This is a genomic window from Thalassospira sp. ER-Se-21-Dark, from assembly GCF_017922435.1.
Lineage (GTDB): Bacteria > Pseudomonadota > Alphaproteobacteria > Rhodospirillales > Thalassospiraceae > Thalassospira.
On sequence record NZ_VDEZ01000003.1, the window covers coordinates 104,608 to 122,688 of the forward strand.

Consider the following 18,081-nt stretch of genomic DNA (forward strand, 5'->3'; position numbering starts at 1 on the left):
TTCACAGGGAAGAAAGGTTCGAAAACAGTGTTTTCAATTCCGAAAAAAACCGACAGTTTAAAGCTCACCACCCTCCTTGCCGCAATCGGCATGGTCGGCATGGCATCCACCCCGGCCGCGGCAGCCGATGACTGCATCGCACGCGGCGATCTTGACCCGATGTATTGCGACATGGACGGCGATCTTGTTGCCGATGCCCCGCCCGCAGACCAGCAGGTCGATCCGGACACCCTTGTCTTTGCATATACCCCGGTCGAAGACCCGGCGGTTTATGCCGATATCTGGGACCCGTTCCTGCAGCATCTTGAAGAAGTCACCGGCAAGGACGTTCACTTCTTTGCCGTTCAGTCGAACTCGGCAGAAGTCGAAGCCATGCGTTCAGGCCGCCTGCACGTTGCCGGCTTCTCGACCGGCCCGACCCCGTTTGCCGTCAACCTTGCCGGTGCGGTTCCGTTCGCCCTGATGGGTGCGGATGATGGTCGTTTTGGTTACACGCTTCAGCTCTACACCCGTGTAGACAGCGGCATTGATACCCCGGCTGATCTTAAGGGCAAACGCGTTGCTCATACCTCGCCGACCTCGAACTCGGGCAACCTTGCACCGCGTGCACTGCTTCCGGGGCAGGGCATCGTTCCGGAACAGGATTATGAAGTTGTCTATTCCGGTTCGCACGATCAGTCGATCCTGGGCGTTGTCGCCGGTGACTATGACGCCGCCCCGGTCGCGTCCGAAGTTGTCGAACGTATGGCCCAGCGCGATCTCTATGATCCGAACGAAGTCAAAATCATCTATGAAAGCAAGCCTTTCCCGACCACTTCGTTCAACTATGCCTACAACCTGAAGCCGGAACTGGTCGAAAAGATCAAGGAAGCCTTCTTTACCTTTGACATGAAGGGCACCGCCCTTGGTGAAGAATTCAAGGGTGTGTCGAAGTTCCTGCCGATCACCTATCAGGAAGACTGGGCGGTTATCCGTGAAATTCAGGCTGCCAACGGTGTGAAATACACCCCGGACAACCTGAAGTAATCCCTGATTTTCCAATCGATCCGAACTTTGCAGGGCCTGCCTTGGCAGGCCCTGTGCCACCCATTTCATTCGGGGTAACGCAATGCTGCGTATCAAAGAACTTGTAAAACGCTATGGCGAAGAAAAGGCAGTGTTGAAGAACCTGAACCTTGAAGTGCCGGGCGAAAGTGTTGTTTCCATCATTGGCGCGTCGGGCGCGGGTAAAAGCACCCTGCTGCGTTGTATCAACCGCCTTGTCGAACCGTCTTCGGGCTCCATCGAACTCAATGGCACGGAACTGACCAAGCTTGAAGGCAAGGCGCTGCGTCTGGCACGCCGCCGCATCGGCATGGTGTTTCAGGGCTTCAACCTGATTGATCGTTTGACGGTGATGGAAAACGTTCAGTCCGGTCGCCTTGGCTATCTTCCGGCATGGCGCGCAGTGACGCGCAAATACCCGCAGGAAGACATTGATCGCGCCTTTCATTTGATGGAACGCGTCGGGATCGCCCATTATGCCGACAAACGTGCCGACGAACTTTCCGGCGGTGAACGCCAGCGTGTCGGCGTGGTCCGCGCCCTGATGCAGGAACCTGAAATCCTGCTGGCCGATGAACCGACCGCATCGCTTGATCCGAAAACATCGCGTCAGATCATGGAACTGCTGCGCGCGCTCGCATCCGAGCTGCACCTGCCGGTTCTGATCAACATTCATAACGTCAACGAAGCCAAGGAATACACCCAGCGGATCGTTGGCATGCGCTTTGGCCGCATCATTTTCGACGGCGAACCGGTCGACCTGACCAATGACGCCATGGACGATATCTATGCCGGTGTGCCCGCCGAAGAACGCGGCGACGCCGAAAGCAGCACCCACCTGCGTGAGGTCGCCGCACGATGAGCAGCACCGTTCAAAAAACGGGCCGCACATGGAAGAAGCCCCCCTTTATTGCCAACCCGATGTTGCGCTGGGGACTTCTGATTGCTGTTGTTGCCTATGTCTGGTGGGCCATCACAACCCTGCCATTCGACTGGGAACGCATCCAGGACGGTGTCCCGCGTGCGATCCGCATCTTCAAGGGCGCCTTCCCGCCAAGCTTCATCCGTGGCGAGTTGCTGTTTGACGGCTTTATGGAAAGCATCAAGATCGCCATTGTCTCGACCCTGCTTGGTCTGGCACTGAGCGTTCCGATTGCCTTTGCATCGGCGTCAAACATCGCCCCAAAATGGCTTTATACCATCGGGCGTGGCGTGATCATTGTTGCCCGTTCCTTCCATCCGGTCATTGTCGCCATCCTGTTTGTCAAAGCTGTCGGCTTTGGCCCGCTTGCAGGTATTCTGACGCTTACGGTCTATTCCATCGGTTTCGTTGCCAAAATGCTGGCCGAACGGATCGAGGAAATTGACTGGGGTCAGGTCGAGGCGATCCGTGCAGCCGGCGGGGCGACATTCGTCACCCTTCTGTATGCCGTGATCCCGCAAATCATGCCCCGCCAGATCGGTCTTTCGATCTATCAGCTTGATAGTAACCTGCGCGCCTCCGCCATTGTTGGCATCGTTGGTGCGGGCGGTATCGGATCGACCCTTCTTAATGCCTTTGGGCGTTATGACTATGACTTTGCGCTGGCGATTACCCTTTGCATCATCGGTGTGATCCTTGTCAGCGAGGCCATCAGCGGCCGGATCAGGAGGAACCTATGGTAGCCACCACCCAACCTACCGGACCGGAAGCAATCGCCAACCGCGAATGGTCCCGCTACACCACCAAGGAACGCTGGCGGCGTTATGGCCTGACCGCGCTGGTCGCGCTTGCTGTGGTCTGGTCGCTTTCCACGATCAACATCATCTGGCCGTGGCTTTGGGACGCCCCGGAACAGATGGGCGATCTGTTTGCCCGCATGTTCCCGCCATCGCTTGAAGGCTGGCAGGAAATCGGCTGGACGCTTCTGGAAACCGTCAATATCGCAACCATTGCGACCTTCTTTGCCGTGTTCCTGTCCCTGCCGATTGCACTGATCGCAGCCCAGAACACCACGCCGAACCGTTTCACGCTGTGGCTTGGCCGGTTCATTCTGGTGTCGTCGCGTTCGGTCAACACCATCATCTGGGCGCTGCTGTTTGTGGCTGTGTTCGGACCGGGTGTTTTGGCCGGTATTCTGGCGATCATTTTCCGGTCGCTTGGCTTCCTTGGCAAATTGCTGGGCGAAGCGATCGAGGAAATCGACCGTGCCCCGATCGAGGCACTGGAATCTGTTGGCGCATCGCGCTTCAAGATTCTGGTCTATGGCGTCATTCCGCAAGTCATGCCGACCTTCTTTGCCGTATCCATCCTGCGCTGGGACATCAACCTGCGTGAAAGTACGGTTCTGGGTCTGGTCGGGGCTGGCGGGATCGGCATCATCCTTCAGGGGGCGATTGATACCTTTGCATGGCAAACGGTTGCCACGATCCTTCTGGCAATCATTGCTCTGGTCATTATTGGCGAAGCCATTTCAGCTTACCTGCGTAAAAAGGTGATCTAACGTGACCGGAACTTACGACCTTCTGGTCGTTGGCGGCGGCATCAACGGGGCTGGTATTGCCCGTGATGCCGCCGGTCGCGGACTATCTGTTCTTTTGGTCGAACAGCGCGACCTTGCCTCGGCCACCTCTTCTTCTTCGACCAAACTCATCCATGGCGGTCTTCGATATCTTGAACATTACGAGTTCCGTCTGGTGCGCGAAGCACTTCAGGAACGCGAAGTTCTGTTGGCTGCTGCCCCACATATCATCTGGCCTTTGACATTCGTTTTACCCCATCACCGGGGCCTGCGTCCGAAATGGATGTTGCGTGCCGGATTGTTTCTTTATGACCATCTGGCAAAACGCAAACGCCTGCCCGGATCACGTTCCGTCTCATTTAACGGCACGCCAGAAGGCCAACCGTTGAAATCCGATTTCGCCGGCGGTTTTTCCTATTCCGATTGCTGGGTGGATGATGCCAGGCTTGTGGTCCTCAATGCACAGGATGCGCAGGCACGTGGGGCCGACATCCGAACCCGCACCAGATGTGCGTCACTGGTGCGTCATCACGATCACTGGAATGCCGAACTGATCGGGCCCGATGGTGCCCCGCAATCGGTCAGTGCCAAGTCCGTGGTCAATGCCGCAGGCCCGTGGGTCACCGAGATGGTCGAAAATGCCGAACTTGGCAAAAAGGCTGCCGGTCTTCGACTGGTCAAGGGCAGCCACATTGTGGTGCCGCGCATTCATGACCATGATCATTGCTATATCTTCCAGAATGGCGATGGGCGCATTGCCTTTGCCATCCCCTATCAGCAGGACTACACCCTGATCGGCACCACCGACGTTGCCTATAACTGCGATCCGGCACAGGTCAAAATCAGCGATCAGGAAACCGACTATCTGCTGGATCTGGTGAATGGCTATCTGGCCAAACCACTCAGCCGTAGCGACGTGGTCTGGGACTATTCCGGTGTGCGGCCGCTTTATGATGACAAGAACGACAATGCGTCGGCGGTAACCCGCGACTACGTGTTTGACCTTGATACCGGCGATAGCGGAAGCGCTGCACCGATCCTGTCGATCTATGGCGGCAAGATCACGACTTATCGCAAGCTTGCCGAACATGCGATGCAGAGACTGTCCCCGGTGCTGGGCAACGATGCCAAGGACTGGACAGCCAACTCGGTTCTGCCCGGTGGCGACATTCCCGACGGTGATTTTGATGCGTTCCTTGCCAAGGCCAAGGAAACCTATGACTGGTTGCCAAGCGCATTACTGTACCGGCTGGTGCGAAGCTACGGCACGGCGATCAGAAAGATCATTGGCACGGCGACATCGCTTGGTGATCTGGGCACAGAGGTCGCGCCCAACCTTTACGAAGCTGAACTCCACTACCTGATGGCCAATGAATGGGCGTGTCGCGCAGAAGATGTTTTGTGGCGCAGGACCAAACTTGGCCTCGGGATGCAGCCTGGTCAGGTCGATGCCATCGAAAAATGGTTTGCCGCCCAAACCCGGCTTGATCGGGCTGCGCAGTAACCCTCAAAAAGAGCAACCTGCAAACAGCAAAAAAGGGCAGTGAAATCACTGCCCTTTTTTATTGCGTATTCGTTGGCCTTAGTAGGCGTATTCCTTGAACAACGGATCGACCGAGCCGTTCCATTCGGTTTCATACTTATCAAGGAATTCCTCTGCCAGGGTGCGGCCGCTTTGTGCGACGTCATCAAGGCTATCAAGGAAATGGCCTTCATCGTCGCCGTAGCTGTCCATGCGACCACGGTTTTTAAGACCCTGACGGGAAATCGCCAGAACGTCTTTTGACAGATCCTGAACCGTGCCGTTTTTGAACGGGGTGGCAAGGGCGGTGCGTGGAACATCGTTGCGAAGCGCTTCGCGCTCAGTTACCGACAGGTCCTTGACCAGATCCCATGCAGCATCAAGGGCTGCGTCATCATACAGCAAACCAACCCAAAGGGCTGGCAGCGCACAGATGCGTTTCCACGGGCCACCATCAGCACCGCGCATTTCAAGAAACTTCTTAAGACGCACTTCCGGGAAGGCCGTGGTCATGTGATCAGACCAGTCATTCATGGTCGGGCGTTCGCCCGGCAAAACATCAAGTTTGCCATCCATGAAATCACGGAACGACTTGCCCGCTGCATCAATGTATTTGCCGTCGCGATAGACGAAATACATCGGCACATCGAGCATGTAGTCAACATAGCGTTCAAAGCCAAAACCGTCTTCGAACACGAACGGCAACATGCCACAACGATCCGGATCGGTATCGGTCCAGACGTTCGACCGTGCCGACAAGAAGCCGCTTGGCTTGCCATCAACAAACGGGGACGCCGCAAACAGGGCGGTCGCCACTGGCTGAAGTGCCAGAGACGTTCTGAATTTTTTGACCATGTCGGCTTCGGAGCTGAAATCCAGATTGACCTGAATGGTCGAGGTCCGAAGCATCATGTCCAGACCAAGGTTTCCGACCTTGGGCATGTAATTTTTCATGATCTCGTAGCGGCCCTTGGGCATCCACGGGATGTCTTCACGTTTCCATTTCGGATTGTGACCAACGCCGAGCATATCAATGCCAAGCCCGTCGCAAATCTCGCGGACTTCGTGCAGGTGGGTGTGCACTTCACCACAGGTCTGGTGAATGTTTTTAAGCGGCGCACCGGAAAGTTCAATCTGCCCGCCCGGTTCGAGCGAGACGGAACATTTGTCCTTGGTCAGTGCAATGACATTGCCGTTCTCAATGATCGGTTCCCAGTCATAATGTTCGGCCAGGGCATTAAGCAGCATTTTAACCCCGCGTTCCCCTTCATAGGGGATGGGGCGAAGATCATCACGGGTGAAGGCGAATTTTTCGTGTTCGGTGCCGATGGCCCAGTCTTTTTTCGGCGTACAGCCGGACTCGAACCATTCGACAAGCTGGCGCCGGCTTTCAATTACCGGGCTGTCACCAGTGGAGGCGCTGACAGTCATAAGGGCTTCCCCTAATCTCTCGCAACGGGTCGGTGCGACCAATCGCCGATACGATCCTGAAATACGGTCAAAGCTGCAATTGCGGCCGTTTCGGCACGCAGAATACGCGGGCCGAGGCTTACAGGCGTTGCAAAAGGCTGTTTGCGGATACGTTCAAGTTCGTCGGCGCTAAAGCCGCCCTCGGGTCCAATCACGATTGCATGGTTAACAACATTGGTATTGTCGATAAACGAGCCAGCGCCCTTTGCCAATAGCTGACTTAGCACTTCACCAATTGGTGACCCCGATCCTGTTTCATCACAGAACAGCAGATGGTGATTTTCCGGCAGGTTTGCGACCCAGTCCAAAAGACGCACAGGTTCGCAAACCTCAGGCACAGTCAGGCGTTCACACTGTTCGGCCGCTTCAACAACCTGTGCCTGCAAACGATCAAGGCGGACCTTGTCGGTGATGCCATGTTGGGTGATGACCGGTTGTAAAATTTGAACGCCGAGCTCAACCGCCTTTTCAATCAGGAAATCAAGTCGTTGCTTTTTGATCGGCGCAAAAACAAGAGTCGGACCAACTTCATTGCCCTGCGCACGTAATTGGCGTTCTGCGGTGACGCTGCCCTTCTTTTTGCGCAGCTCGCTGATCGTCCCCAGCCACTCCCCGTCAAGGCCATTAAAAATTTTTACCGGTGTTCCGGGCTTGAGGCGCATGACATGTTCGAGGTAATGAGACTGTTCGGGAGCAAGTTCGATTTCACTATCAGCCGTGATAGGATCCCGAACGAAAAGGCGTTGGCGGGCGCGCATGGCATCAGCAGTCATAAAGGTCCCCAAAGCCGTTTTACGGCATCTTGAAATGGTTTTTTATCAGATAGGCCAATTATGACACAGGTCAACCAGCCAATACAGACCAGCAAGAACGATATGCCACAGGATGGCTGGATCGATCGTTTCATGCCCGAAGCTGTGCGGCCCTATCTGAAACTGCTGCGCCTTGATCGTCCGATTGGCACCTGGCTTTTGCTTTTGCCGTGCTGGTGGTCCACCGCCATGGCAGGCGGGTTAACTGATGCCATCACCACCAAACAGATCGTCATCATGATGGCGCTGTTTGGGGTGGGTGCTGTGATCATGCGCGGGGCCGGTTGCGTGATCAATGATCTGGCCGACCGCAATTTTGATGGCAAGGTCGAACGCACCACCACCCGGCCGCTCCCCAGTGGTCAGGTCAAGGTCTGGCAGGCTTTGCTGTTCCTTGGCTTCATGATGTTGCTGGGACTTGGCATTCTAGTGCAATTCCGCATCGAGGCGATCATTGTCGGCATCTGTTCGATCCCGATCATCATTACCTATCCGTTCATGAAGCGGATCACCTATTGGCCGCAAGCCTGCCTTGGCCTTGCCTTTAACTGGGGCGCACTGGTCGGATGGGCATCGGTGACCGGCACAGTTGAACCGGCCGCCATTGCCATGTATGCGGCGGGCTTTTTCTGGACGCTTGGCTATGACACCATCTATGCCCATCAGGACAAGGATGATGATGCCAAGATCGGCCTGAAATCCCTCGCACTGCGTTTGGGCGATGCGACGCCGAAATGGGCCAAGGGGTTCTATACCATGACCACGCTTTTGCTGGGCGTTTCGGGGATGCTGGCCGGTTTGCACTGGTCCTATTTTGTCTTGCTGGGGTTGGCGGGCATTCACCTTGGCTGGCAGGTTGCCACCGTCAAGCTTGATGATGCGGCCAATTGTCTGAAGCGGTTTAAATCCAACCGCGATTACGGATTACTGGTCCTTGCTGCCATCGTGCTTTCGCATCTGATTGCGAACGCATAACCCGATACCCCTTTTCAAGGTAAACCGCCAATGAGCGAGAATGTCTTCGCCGATGCACTGGTGCCCGATGTCGACGATCCGCAATTTGCCGATCTGATCGAAACATTCACCGTACCTGCCCGCGTGCCGCTGGCGCCGGAAATCGAGATGTATCTGGCAACCCACATCACCCCGCTTTGGCAGGCGACCGAGGATATTCTGGGCGTGCTTGATATCCCGCCGCCCTACTGGGCCTTTGCCTGGCCCGGTGGACAGGCGATCACGCGCTATATCCTTGATCACCCGGAACTGGTGCGCGGCAAGCGGGTGCTTGATTTTGCCTGTGGTGGCGGCATGCAGGCGATTGCCTGCGTCCGTTCTGACGCCGCAGAAATCCTTGCCAACGACATCGACCCGGTGGCGATTACCGCCACAAGGCTAAACGCCAAACACAATGGTGTTGAAATTCCGACGACGACCGAAAATCTTGTTGGCACCTCGGCCCCGCAAAAGCGTTGGGATGTGATTTTTGCCGGCGACGTCTGTTATCAGCAGGACATGGCAAATGCCGTTTTGCAGTGGCTGATGGCCGAGGCCCGCCTCGGCACCAAGGTCATCCTGGCCGACCCCGGCCGGACCTATGCGCCGACGCACAATATCGACGAGCTTGAAACCTATGACGTGCCGGTCGATGTCGCGGTCGAGGACACCGACACCAAATTCACCCGTATCTGGCAGCTTTTACCGGACCGCGATTAATCCTGTTCAACAACAAGACGGCGAAAAGCCGGATCATCAATAACCCGCAGGACGAACGAGGGGCTAAAGACTTGCCCGGCACGCTTGGCGAAAAGTGCCATCATTTCCCATTGGTCAAGGGATGTGAACCGCCGATCTCTGGCCTCAATCGCAGACAAGGCGAACACCGCGCCCTGATCAAAAACATGCCCGCGCGCAGATTGGTACATGCCGACGTGATCTGAACGAACCCCGCAATCGAGATCAAGGTCACGACCCGGAAATTGAACATAGCTGTAATGGGCCGGAACGGATTCCGTGACATGCATATGGGCAAGTTGTGTCGGGGTGAGCCAGGTGATCGAAACACGCACGCGCGTGCCCGATGAGGGCGCAAGCGTTGCCGGAACTGCGCCGTATCCGGTTATGTGCGTTGAATAGACAATATCATGATGTGCCAGCCAGCCATGCGTCACCGGAATTTCATCAGACAAGTTTTGATGGGTGAATTTTCGGGCGAGTTGAACCGGCGCACGATTGGACCCGACGGCCAGAACCGGTGTCCTGCCCCTTGTAGCAATCGCGACGTCTGATGGCTCCATCGCAACTACGTCACCACCACGAAACAGAAAATCATGGCCCGGCGCAGGATAGGGATACAAAAACGCGCGCAGGAGGTCCTGCGCGCGTGGATGCTGTTCGATCTGGTCGCGCAACACGGGATCCGTGATCATATGCGCATCAGATATCGAAAACATGCTGGTCGTCCGGCTTAGCCTTCGACAACGCGATAGCGATAGTTGCAGTCGTCAACATGCTGCCATGCCAGTTTCGACCATGCTTTTTCTGCATCGCCAAACGTGGCAAACGGGCCATGACGTTCTTCTTCGCCGCCAACCGGGGTTTCAAAATCGGTGCTTTCGTATTCGCCACCGACAACCCAGTATTCTTCAAGGCGTTCGATACGATACCGCGAGTTCGCGTCATCAACCGATTGCCAGGCCATTTTCGACCATTCCTTTTCGGCGTCTTCGAAGCTGCCAAACGGACCAACTTTGGTTTCTTCGCCAATCGGCTTGTCGAAACCGGTATCCTGATAGGTGCCCCCGATAACCCAGTACTTGGCCATCTGTGCGTCCTTCATGCTTTTGGTGAGTTGCCAGGTCGCGTGCTGTGGGTCACGCGACTCTTTTCCTTGCCCATGTATAACCAAATGATGCGCTGACCAAAACCGCAAAATTATGCATCGCCGTGCAACGCAGCATTGTCAGATCATGTAGGGATGGATCGATGCGGTTACAAATGACGTATTTGACAACAGCAAGGTTGTCCCGTTTCGCTCCGCGGCGTATGAAGACAATCAGGTTTCAAAGCTTTGCAGATGACAGGTGCCATGCCCTATCAATCCCTTCGTGACTTCATGGATGCGCTGGAAAAAACCGGCCGTCTTGTCCGTGTCACTGAACCGGTCTCCCCCAATCTTGAAATGACGGAAATCCAGACCCGCCTTCTGGCCGAAGGTGGCCCGGCTGTTCTGTTTGAAAATGTTGTCGGTGATGACGGCAAAAAATATGACATGCCGGTTCTGGTCAACCTGTTTGGCACCGTGGACCGCGTGGCGGCGGGCATGAACCGCAAGCCCGAAGAACTGCGCGAAGTCGGCGAAACGCTGGCGTTCCTCAAACAGCCAGAACCACCGGCCAGCATCCGCGAAGCTTTTTCGATGCTGCCGCTTGCCAAAACCGTGATGGCGATGAAACCCAAAACGGTTTCGAAGGCCCCTTGTCAGGAAATTGTTCTTCAGGGTGATGACATCGACCTTGCGAGAATCCCGGTGCAATCCTGCTGGCCCGGCGAGCCCGGCCCGCTGATCACCTGGCCGCTGGTCGTGACCCAGGGGCCAAGTGCTGGCACCAAGGGCGGTGACAAGCGCGATGTGTTTAACCTTGGCATCTATCGCATGCAGGTGTTGGGCAAAAACAAAACCATCATGCGCTGGCTAAAGCATCGTGGCGGTGCGCAGCATCATGCGCGCTGGAAACAGGAAAAGCGTGAACCGCTGCCAGCTGCCATCGTTCTGGGTGCTGATCCGGGCACGATCCTCGCCGCTGTCACCCCGGTCCCTGATACCCTTTCGGAATATCAGTTTGCCGGGCTTTTGCGCGGCGAGAAAGTTGAACTGGTCGATTGCAAAACTGTCCCGCTCAAGGTCCCGGCCACGGCCGAGATCATTCTTGAAGGCTATGTATCGCTTGATGAATATGCGCCGGAAGGGCCGTATGGCGACCACACCGGTTATTATAACTCGGTCGAAGATTTCCCGGTCTTTACCGTGACTGCCATCACCATGCGCAAAAAGCCGATCTATCTGTCGACCTTCACCGGCCGCCCGCCAGATGAACCATCGGTTCTGGGCGAAGCACTGAACGACGTGTTCGTGCCGCTTTTGCAGCAACAATTCCCGGAAATCGTCGATTTCTGGCTGCCGCCAGAGGGATGCAGCTATCGCATTGCGGTTGTTTCGATGAAGAAGGCCTATGCCGGTCATGCCAAGCGCGTGATGATGGGCGTCTGGTCGTTCCTGCGTCAGTTCATGTACACCAAATTCGTCATTGTCGTGGATGACGACATTGATGTCCGTGACTGGAAAGACGTCATGTGGGCGATCTCAACCCGGATGGACCCGGTGCGCGATATCACGACCGTCACCGACACCCCGATCGATTACCTTGATTTCGCATCCCCTGTTTCGGGCCTTGGCGGCAAGCTTGGCCTTGATGCCACCAACAAGCTACCCGGCGAAACCAACCGCGAATGGGGTGAAAAGATCTATATGGATGATGACATCATCGACCGTGTCGATCAGAAATGGGAACGCTATGGCCTGCCCGGAACGGGTAAGAAGATTTGGCGGGACTGATCGCTAAAAGCCGTGAAAGACCATATCGAGTGCGTTGGTGAGGGCGAAACTATCTTCGAACTCACCAGCTTTCTCACCAATTTCCGCCAACCCAACCGTTGCGATAAACTGTGGCAACAAAACCCAGTCGTCGCCATTTATCTGTATGACGGGATTAAGCCGGTCGGCGGGCATGGTATATTCGGCGATTGGTTTCAGGGGCACGACAACCCGTGTCTGCAAATCAGAAAGCAGATCCGACTGCACATCAACGACATAGCCATCCTCGAAACGGCAAATATCCCCCTTGGCCATCAGAACTTCCGATGTTTGGCCAAAGGTATGCCGTGTTTTTCGACATAGCTGTTGCTGGCTGCAAGGGCTGCCTTGTTTTGCTCTTTCCAGAGTTCAGCACGTTTCATCGAAATCGCATCACGCAAACCTGACTCGGCTGAGCGCGAAATGTTGATCCCGAGTTTTTTGGCCTCTTGCAACAATTCAGCATCAAGACTGACATTTGTCGGCTTGCGCTGCTTGGCTTTGACATCTGCGGTCATTTACGCAACTTTCATGTGCATATTTATGCGCATACTTTATCAGCAAACGACACCAAGCTCAATTTCTGAAGAACATCCAGTGATCGCCATTTTCATCCGGCTTATCGGAATAGAAAAACTGCGGCGCATCACACATGAAATCGTCAACGCGGATGGCGAAATTGCACATATCCGCATCGCCCATAACTTCGGCCATATATTCAGTACTGTTTTCCTGCCAGCTCAGCACTGGTGGTGCTGTTTCATCAAAGACACAGAGGGCAAACTGCTCGGACTGCTTGAACGGAATATAACGGATTTCACTGTGATCTTTGGCACCATGGTTGGTCACAAACAACAGTGCGAAAAACGGACCATCAGGGTTATCAAGGTCAACCCAACCGGCGATGCGATCAAGCACGCCGTCACAGGTAAAATCACCGGTCAGCATCTGATGGCGATAGTTTCGCGCGTACTGCCCTCCCTGCCAGCGCATTTCGTAATAGAACTGTGCGCTTGAAACCGGATCGGTTTCACCATTCGCATTCAGCTCCCACACACCATTTTCATCCCAGCCTTTCATCACAGTCTTGCTGTCATCTGCGAATGCAGGGCTGACCAATCCGATCAGGCAAGCCACACTAAGCCCGGAAAGAATTTTCTGCTTGTTCATCGCGTTCCCGTTTATCTGGCGCCATTAGCTTTTGTTTGTCTGACTATAACAGAAAGCCGTTTGAAATCTGTCATTGACCGGGCCTTGCCATTCTGCCCTCGTCCTGCCACCTCTGAAACAAGGCAGGAATTTTAGACCAAAACCAGCTTTTTGTTTCGGGTCTATGCGAAAACGTTCGTGCCCCCTATAACGTAAGAAACACATTCCGATACAAGGGAGCCTCCATGCCCAAGACCGACATGACACTTGATCGCATCAATGACCTTCTGGCACAGGCAAAAAAGGCCGGTGCAGACGATGCCGATGCCGTTTATGTCGAAGGCACATCGCTTTCGGTTGCCCAGCGTCTGGGCAAGATGGAAAAGCTTGAACGTTCCGAGGGGGCCGATCTTGGCCTGCGGGTTCTGATTGGCAAGAAACAGGCAGTTGTATCGTCATCTGATACCAGTGACGCCGCCCTTGACGAGTTGGTCGAACGTGCGGTCGCGATGGCCAAAAATGCCCCGGAAGATCCCTATTGCGGCATTGCCGACCCAAGTGAACTTGCCGAAAGTTTCAATGTCGAAGCACTTGAACTGTGCGAGCCGGGCGAGGTTGATCAGGACAAACTGATCGAATGGGCCAGCGCCTGCGAAGAAGCCGCGCGTTCCGTCGACGGCATCACCAATTCCGAAGGATCAGAAGCCGGCTGGGGCCGCCATCAGATCACGCTGGCTGCAACCAACGGCTTTGCCAATTCCTATGCCGGGTCCGGCAGCCATATCTCGGTTTCCGTATTGGCGGGCACCGGTACAGGCATGGAACGCGATTACGATTATGACAGTGCAGTCTTTTCGACTGATCTGCGCGATCCGGTCGATATCGGCAAAAAGGCCGCCGAAAAGACCCTGCGTCGTTTGAACCCGCGCAAGGTCAAAAGCGCACAGGTCCCGGTGATCTATGATCCGCGCGTTTCGGCCTCAATCGTCGGGCATCTGTCATCGGCGATTAATGGTTCCGGCATTGCACGTGGCACCAGCTTCCTGCTTGATGCTATGGGCAGCGAAATCTTTGCGCCGCATATCAACATCATTGATGACCCGCACCGCAAACGTGGTCTGCGGTCCAAGCCGTTTGATGCCGAAGGGGTCGCAAACCAGAAACGCCATCTGATCGAAAACGGTGTTCTGAAAACCTGGATCATGGATCTGCGTTCGGCCCGTCAGCTTGGCCTGAAATCCACCGGCAACGCATCGCGCGGGGCCGGAAGCCTGCCGGGGCCGTCGACCACCAACCTTTACATGGAACCGGGCACCATTTCGCCCGAAGACATGATCAAGGATATCAAGTCGGGCCTTTACATCACCGAGATGATCGGCAGCAGCGTGAATGGTGTGACGGGCGATTATTCGCGCGGTGCGTCGGGGTACTGGATCGAAAATGGCGAATTGGCCTATCCGGTGTCCGAAATCACGGTGGCGGGCAACCTCAAAGACATGTTCAAGACCGTTGTCCCGGCCAATGACCTGACATTCAAATACGGCACCAATGCCCCGACCCTTCGCATTGATGGCATGACGCTGGCCGGGCAGTAACCGACCTTCGCTATTGCCCAATCAAAAAAAGAACGCCCGGTCCATTTTGGCCGGGCGTTTTGCCTTTGCGTATCCGAAAATCCGGAGCGCCTAGGCCGACCGGATGGCATTGACGAAATTGTCCGTCGCACCTTTCAGGGTGGCAAAGTTTTCGGACAGCGTGCTAACGGCGGTTAAAACGTCGCTTGATGCTGTGCCTGCATCGTTTACAGCCTGTGAAACCGTGACAATGTTGGAACTGACAACCGTAGTCCCGGTCGCGGCCTGTTCGATGTTAAAGGCGATTTCACGGGTTGCTGCCGATTGTTCCTCCACTGCCGAGGAAATGGTCGCAACAATGCCTTCCATTTCGCTGATCGTTTGGCTGATCAGTTCGATCTGGTTGGCGGCAAAGCCGGTGCGGCTTTGGACACTGTCGACCTGGGCGCGGATTTCTTCTGTTGCCTTGGCCGTTTGCGCCGAAAGGGTTTTGACTTCGTTGGCAACCACCGCAAAGCCCTTGCCAGCATCCCCCGCCCGCGAAGCTTCAATCGTCGCATTGAGTGCGAGCATATTGGTCTGGTCGGAAATATCGGTAATCAGCTTGAGAACATGATCGATATTGTTGGATGCCTCGACCAGTTCCTTGATACCGCGCATGGTTTCGCGGGCCTGATCAACAGCCTTTTTGGCGATTTCATTTGAAAAGACAACCTGACGATTGATCTCCTCAATCGAACTGTTGAGCTCCTCAGTGGCCGAAGCAACGGAATCCACATTGCCACTTGCCTCTTCACTGGCCGAGGCAACGGCCGTCGTTTGCTCTGACGCCGCATTTGCGATCTGGGACATGCCGGTGGCCGTTGCCTGCAATTCGACAGCGGCGGCAGCCACCGCTTCGATAATGGTCCCGACACTTGTCGTAAAGCTGTCCGCAGTCTGGTTCATGAACCGCCGCTGTTCTTCCTTGGACCGTTCTTCCTGCGCGCGGGCTTCGGCTTCGAGCTCATCATTTCGGATGGCATTGGTTTTAAACACCTGAACCGCCTGTGCCATCTGGCCGATTTCGTCCTTGCGGGTCTGTCCGGGAATTTCAACACCCAGATCGTGATCGGCCAGCCTGCGCATAATGGTCGTAATCGCAGTGATTGGGCGCGACAAACGATCCCCCATGACCCAGGCCAGAACCATCCCAAGAACGGCACCACCAATTGATGCGATCAGGATTTCCTTTTCTGCCAGAATGATTTCGGCGACGACCTTTTCAAAGATGTTGTGCTCTGCCACCGCGAGTTCCTGTTTCAGGGCCTCGGCGTCGGCAATAATGCCCTCGGATGCTTCGCGCATGGTCCCGTGGACCGTGGCGACAATTTCCAGTTCGTCGGCACGGATCTTGTCGAAGACTTCGCGGTAATCAGCAAACAGGTTCTTGGCATCATCCAGCACAGCTTTCAGGTCACCCGAAAGCGGTTGATTACCGATTTGCCCCAGTGCGGCTTCAAGCTTTGCAAACTCATCGGCGGATTTCGCGCCAAAACTGTCATCCTGACGACCAATCAGGATATTGGCATACAACCTTGCCAGAAGCGCATGTTCACGTGCCGCGACTGAACGTTTGAGGAGCTCAATATCGCCGGTGTCCTGCGCATGGGCAACAAGCTTGTCGAGATCGGCAACGATCTTGATCCCGTCCGGTTCAAGGCGATCAAGGATCAGGGAATGGTATTCGTCGCTCAGGCTTTTGGCCGAGGCAAAGCTTGCCAGATAGCTTTCAAGCTCTTCGGCGATGTGTTCAATGCGGCTTCGGTGTTGTTCGCCGATGAATTTCTCACGGGCGTCATCAAGCATCAGATCAAGCTGCTTGGCATAGGTAAACACGGCTTCGGCATCTGCCGGATCAGCCGTATTGGCAAATTCACGCGCGTGACTGTTAAAGCGCAGGAATTGCGTTTCAATCTCGCTGATCAGCGCGGCTTCTTCAACATAATGGGCATATTCATCCACATCATGTGAAACAGCAACAAAGGTGAAATAAGCAAAGGCAAGTGCCGAAATGAGAATTGCCAGCACCACGGTAAAACCAGCCAGAATTTTTGTTTTTATCTGCATGTCAGCCAACACACCTGAGTTGAGAACCAAAGCAGAGGACCCCGAAACCATCGTCAATCTCCCTGAATGGCGATGATCTTCATCAACGCTATCCGTCAAATTTCGCAGCACGTTTAGCGACTCAAGATCCATCCCAATTCCCTCTGCTCGGGAGGTATAAGTCACGCGCACTACGTTAAAATCAAGGTGGGGAAAAGAAATACAACTTCAAGGACTCGTTGATAATTCATCAGGAGCACTTGAAAAATCCCGGAAGTCCGGGCATTTGACCGAGGCAACCGGACAATCCGTGTAACGACTTTGGGGTGTGCTTTTAATCCGCAGCGATCCGAAGCAGATCACGTGAAGGGTGATCGGTCATCGAAGACAATTCGGCATAAGCCGGCGGCACCATCAATCGCACAGGATAGGGGGACAAACTGATCTCGCACGGCAGTTTCCCGGCACTTTCACCATCAATCTGAAGCGGCGCCGGGCCGCAATGACTGGTGATTGTGATGCGCTCTGCCCGAACCACCGAAACGTCACTTTGGGCATGCAACCGATTAAGCGTCAGTGCCAGACCATAACGTGCCAAGGCCCCGATACCGTTGCCCGGCATCAGCACCACATCAAGGCTGTTGGCCGTCAGACTGGCATCGGGCGATATGACAAATGCCCCGCCGTAATGTTGGGCATGGGTTACAACCACGCCCGACACCCGATAATTTTCCCGGCCAATACTGACTTCAAAATCACGATGACGCGGGAAAAAGATGTTGCGAAGGCCTTCCAGAACATAGGCCCCCTTGCCAATCAGGCGTTTGAGGCGCAGCGAAACATTGGCGACCGTATCGGCATCGGCCCCCATGCCGACCATCAAAAAGAACGCCCGGCCATTGACCAGTCCGGGACGGACCCAGACCATGCCGGGATTATTGATATAGTCGGCAATCGCGCGTGCCCGGATTTCAAGCCCGACCTCGACCGCAAGCACATTGGCTGTTCCAAGCGGGATGATGCCAAGTGGCGGGACCTCGTGCCCGTCAATCTGGGCATCAAGCAATCCGTTTAATGCCTCGTTCAGGGACCCGTCGCCCCCGGCAACAAACAAACGTTGATGGGCACGAACCTTGCGGGCCAGTTCGCGGGCGTGACCGGGATGGGTGGTTTGCAGCAACTCCACCTTGATGCCGGCATGTTGCAATATCTGGGATAAGAACCGCTGTTTATTGCCACCGGCACGTGGATTGAAGATGACAGTCACATCCGCTTCGGTCATTTGGACCCA

General features: G+C 55.1%; 18 protein-coding genes. 9 read left to right on the forward strand and 9 right to left on the reverse strand.

Annotated features, from left to right (window positions below; all coding sequences use genetic code 11):
• The first annotated feature begins 27 nt into the window (after positions 1 to 27).
• The 5 genes from phnD to glpD all read left to right on the forward strand — a co-directional run bounded on the left by phnD (position 28) and on the right by glpD (position 5,049).
• A complete protein-coding gene (gene phnD / locus FHI25_RS13180) occupies positions 28 to 1,026 on the forward strand; it encodes a phosphate/phosphite/phosphonate ABC transporter substrate-binding protein (RefSeq protein ID WP_082923482.1) in 999 nt (332 codons plus the stop codon).
• A gap of 82 nt (positions 1,027 to 1,108) precedes the next feature.
• Complete coding sequence (gene phnC, locus FHI25_RS13185; RefSeq protein WP_008891551.1) at positions 1,109 to 1,906, forward strand: phosphonate ABC transporter ATP-binding protein; 798 nt, start codon at positions 1,109 to 1,111, stop codon at positions 1,904 to 1,906.
• Positions 1,903 to 2,709 (forward strand): phosphonate ABC transporter, permease protein PhnE, encoded by an 807-nt coding sequence (gene phnE, locus FHI25_RS13190; RefSeq protein WP_008891550.1) that lies wholly within the window; start codon positions 1,903 to 1,905, stop codon positions 2,707 to 2,709. The genes phnC and phnE (FHI25_RS13190) overlap by 4 nt, the downstream gene beginning before the upstream one ends.
• Positions 2,703 to 3,527, forward strand: a complete 825-nt coding sequence (phnE, locus tag FHI25_RS13195; protein WP_210518479.1) for a phosphonate ABC transporter, permease protein PhnE — start codon at positions 2,703 to 2,705, stop codon at positions 3,525 to 3,527. Before phnE (FHI25_RS13190) ends, phnE (FHI25_RS13195) begins: the two co-directional genes overlap by 7 nt.
• Before the next feature lies 1 nt (position 3,528).
• Positions 3,529 to 5,049 carry a glycerol-3-phosphate dehydrogenase gene (glpD, locus tag FHI25_RS13200; protein WP_210518482.1) on the forward strand — a complete coding sequence of 507 codons (1,521 nt, stop codon included), beginning with the start codon at positions 3,529 to 3,531 and terminating at the stop codon, positions 5,047 to 5,049.
• 78 nt (positions 5,050 to 5,127) lie between these two features.
• Here glpD and FHI25_RS13205 read toward each other — a convergent pair whose 3' ends face one another.
• The gene (locus FHI25_RS13205; protein ID WP_063087327.1) at positions 5,128 to 6,498 is read right to left on the reverse strand and encodes a glutamate--cysteine ligase; all 1,371 of its coding nucleotides are present in this window, start codon (positions 6,496 to 6,498) and stop codon (positions 5,128 to 5,130) included.
• An 11-nt stretch (positions 6,499 to 6,509) separates the two neighbouring features.
• Positions 6,510 to 7,310, reverse strand: a complete 801-nt coding sequence (locus FHI25_RS13210) for a 16S rRNA (uracil(1498)-N(3))-methyltransferase (RefSeq protein ID WP_210518485.1) — start codon at positions 7,308 to 7,310, stop codon at positions 6,510 to 6,512.
• A 60-nt stretch (positions 7,311 to 7,370) separates the two neighbouring features.
• Here FHI25_RS13210 and ubiA point away from each other — a divergent pair, with 60 nt between their 5' ends.
• Together ubiA and FHI25_RS13220 are read left to right on the forward strand one after the other, a co-directional pair.
• A complete protein-coding gene (gene ubiA, locus FHI25_RS13215) occupies positions 7,371 to 8,324 on the forward strand; it encodes a 4-hydroxybenzoate octaprenyltransferase (RefSeq protein ID WP_210518487.1) in 954 nt (317 codons plus the stop codon).
• A gap of 30 nt (positions 8,325 to 8,354) precedes the next feature.
• Positions 8,355 to 9,062 (forward strand): 50S ribosomal protein L11 methyltransferase, encoded by a 708-nt coding sequence (locus FHI25_RS13220; protein ID WP_063087324.1) that lies wholly within the window; start codon positions 8,355 to 8,357, stop codon positions 9,060 to 9,062.
• Here the strand turns inward: FHI25_RS13220 and FHI25_RS13225 are convergent.
• On the reverse strand, positions 9,059 to 9,799 hold the full coding sequence (locus FHI25_RS13225; protein WP_210518489.1) for a hypothetical protein: 741 nt from the start codon (positions 9,797 to 9,799) through the stop codon (positions 9,059 to 9,061). The two genes, FHI25_RS13220 and FHI25_RS13225, sit on opposite strands and share 4 nt — an antisense overlap.
• 14 nt (positions 9,800 to 9,813) lie before the next feature.
• Positions 9,814 to 10,170 (reverse strand): hypothetical protein, encoded by a 357-nt coding sequence (locus FHI25_RS13230; RefSeq protein WP_064782192.1) that lies wholly within the window; start codon positions 10,168 to 10,170, stop codon positions 9,814 to 9,816.
• Positions 10,171 to 10,434: 264 nt separating this feature from the next.
• Between FHI25_RS13230 and FHI25_RS13235 the strand changes: the two genes are divergently transcribed.
• Positions 10,435 to 11,961 carry a UbiD family decarboxylase gene (locus FHI25_RS13235; RefSeq protein WP_210518491.1) on the forward strand — a complete coding sequence of 509 codons (1,527 nt, stop codon included), beginning with the start codon at positions 10,435 to 10,437 and terminating at the stop codon, positions 11,959 to 11,961.
• Between the two features lie 3 nt (positions 11,962 to 11,964).
• On the opposite strand, the gene FHI25_RS13240 is transcribed toward FHI25_RS13235, so the two are convergent.
• Genes FHI25_RS13240 through FHI25_RS13250 form a run of 3 tightly spaced genes read right to left on the reverse strand, consistent with a single transcriptional unit; the run spans position 11,965 to position 13,149 of the window.
• Complete coding sequence (locus tag FHI25_RS13240; RefSeq protein ID WP_210518494.1) at positions 11,965 to 12,255, reverse strand: CcdB family protein; 291 nt, start codon at positions 12,253 to 12,255, stop codon at positions 11,965 to 11,967.
• On the reverse strand, positions 12,255 to 12,497 hold the full coding sequence (locus FHI25_RS13245; protein ID WP_210518496.1) for a type II toxin-antitoxin system CcdA family antitoxin: 243 nt from the start codon (positions 12,495 to 12,497) through the stop codon (positions 12,255 to 12,257). The genes FHI25_RS13240 and FHI25_RS13245 overlap by 1 nt, the downstream gene beginning before the upstream one ends.
• Positions 12,498 to 12,555: 58 nt before the next feature.
• Positions 12,556 to 13,149, reverse strand: coding sequence for a hypothetical protein (locus tag FHI25_RS13250; protein WP_210518498.1), 594 nt, complete (start codon positions 13,147 to 13,149; stop codon positions 12,556 to 12,558).
• A gap of 224 nt (positions 13,150 to 13,373) precedes the next feature.
• On the opposite strand from FHI25_RS13250, the gene FHI25_RS13255 reads away from it, so the two are divergent.
• Positions 13,374 to 14,723, forward strand: coding sequence for a TldD/PmbA family protein (locus tag FHI25_RS13255; protein WP_210518500.1), 1,350 nt, complete (start codon positions 13,374 to 13,376; stop codon positions 14,721 to 14,723).
• A 90-nt stretch (positions 14,724 to 14,813) separates the two neighbouring features.
• On the opposite strand, the gene FHI25_RS13260 is transcribed toward FHI25_RS13255, so the two are convergent.
• A complete protein-coding gene (locus tag FHI25_RS13260; protein ID WP_210518503.1) occupies positions 14,814 to 16,811 on the reverse strand; it encodes a HAMP domain-containing methyl-accepting chemotaxis protein in 1,998 nt (665 codons plus the stop codon).
• Between the two features lie 313 nt (positions 16,812 to 17,124).
• The gene (locus tag FHI25_RS13265) at positions 17,125 to 18,072 is read right to left on the reverse strand and encodes a YegS/Rv2252/BmrU family lipid kinase (RefSeq protein ID WP_210518506.1); all 948 of its coding nucleotides are present in this window, start codon (positions 18,070 to 18,072) and stop codon (positions 17,125 to 17,127) included.
• Positions 18,073 to 18,081 lie beyond the last annotated feature (9 nt).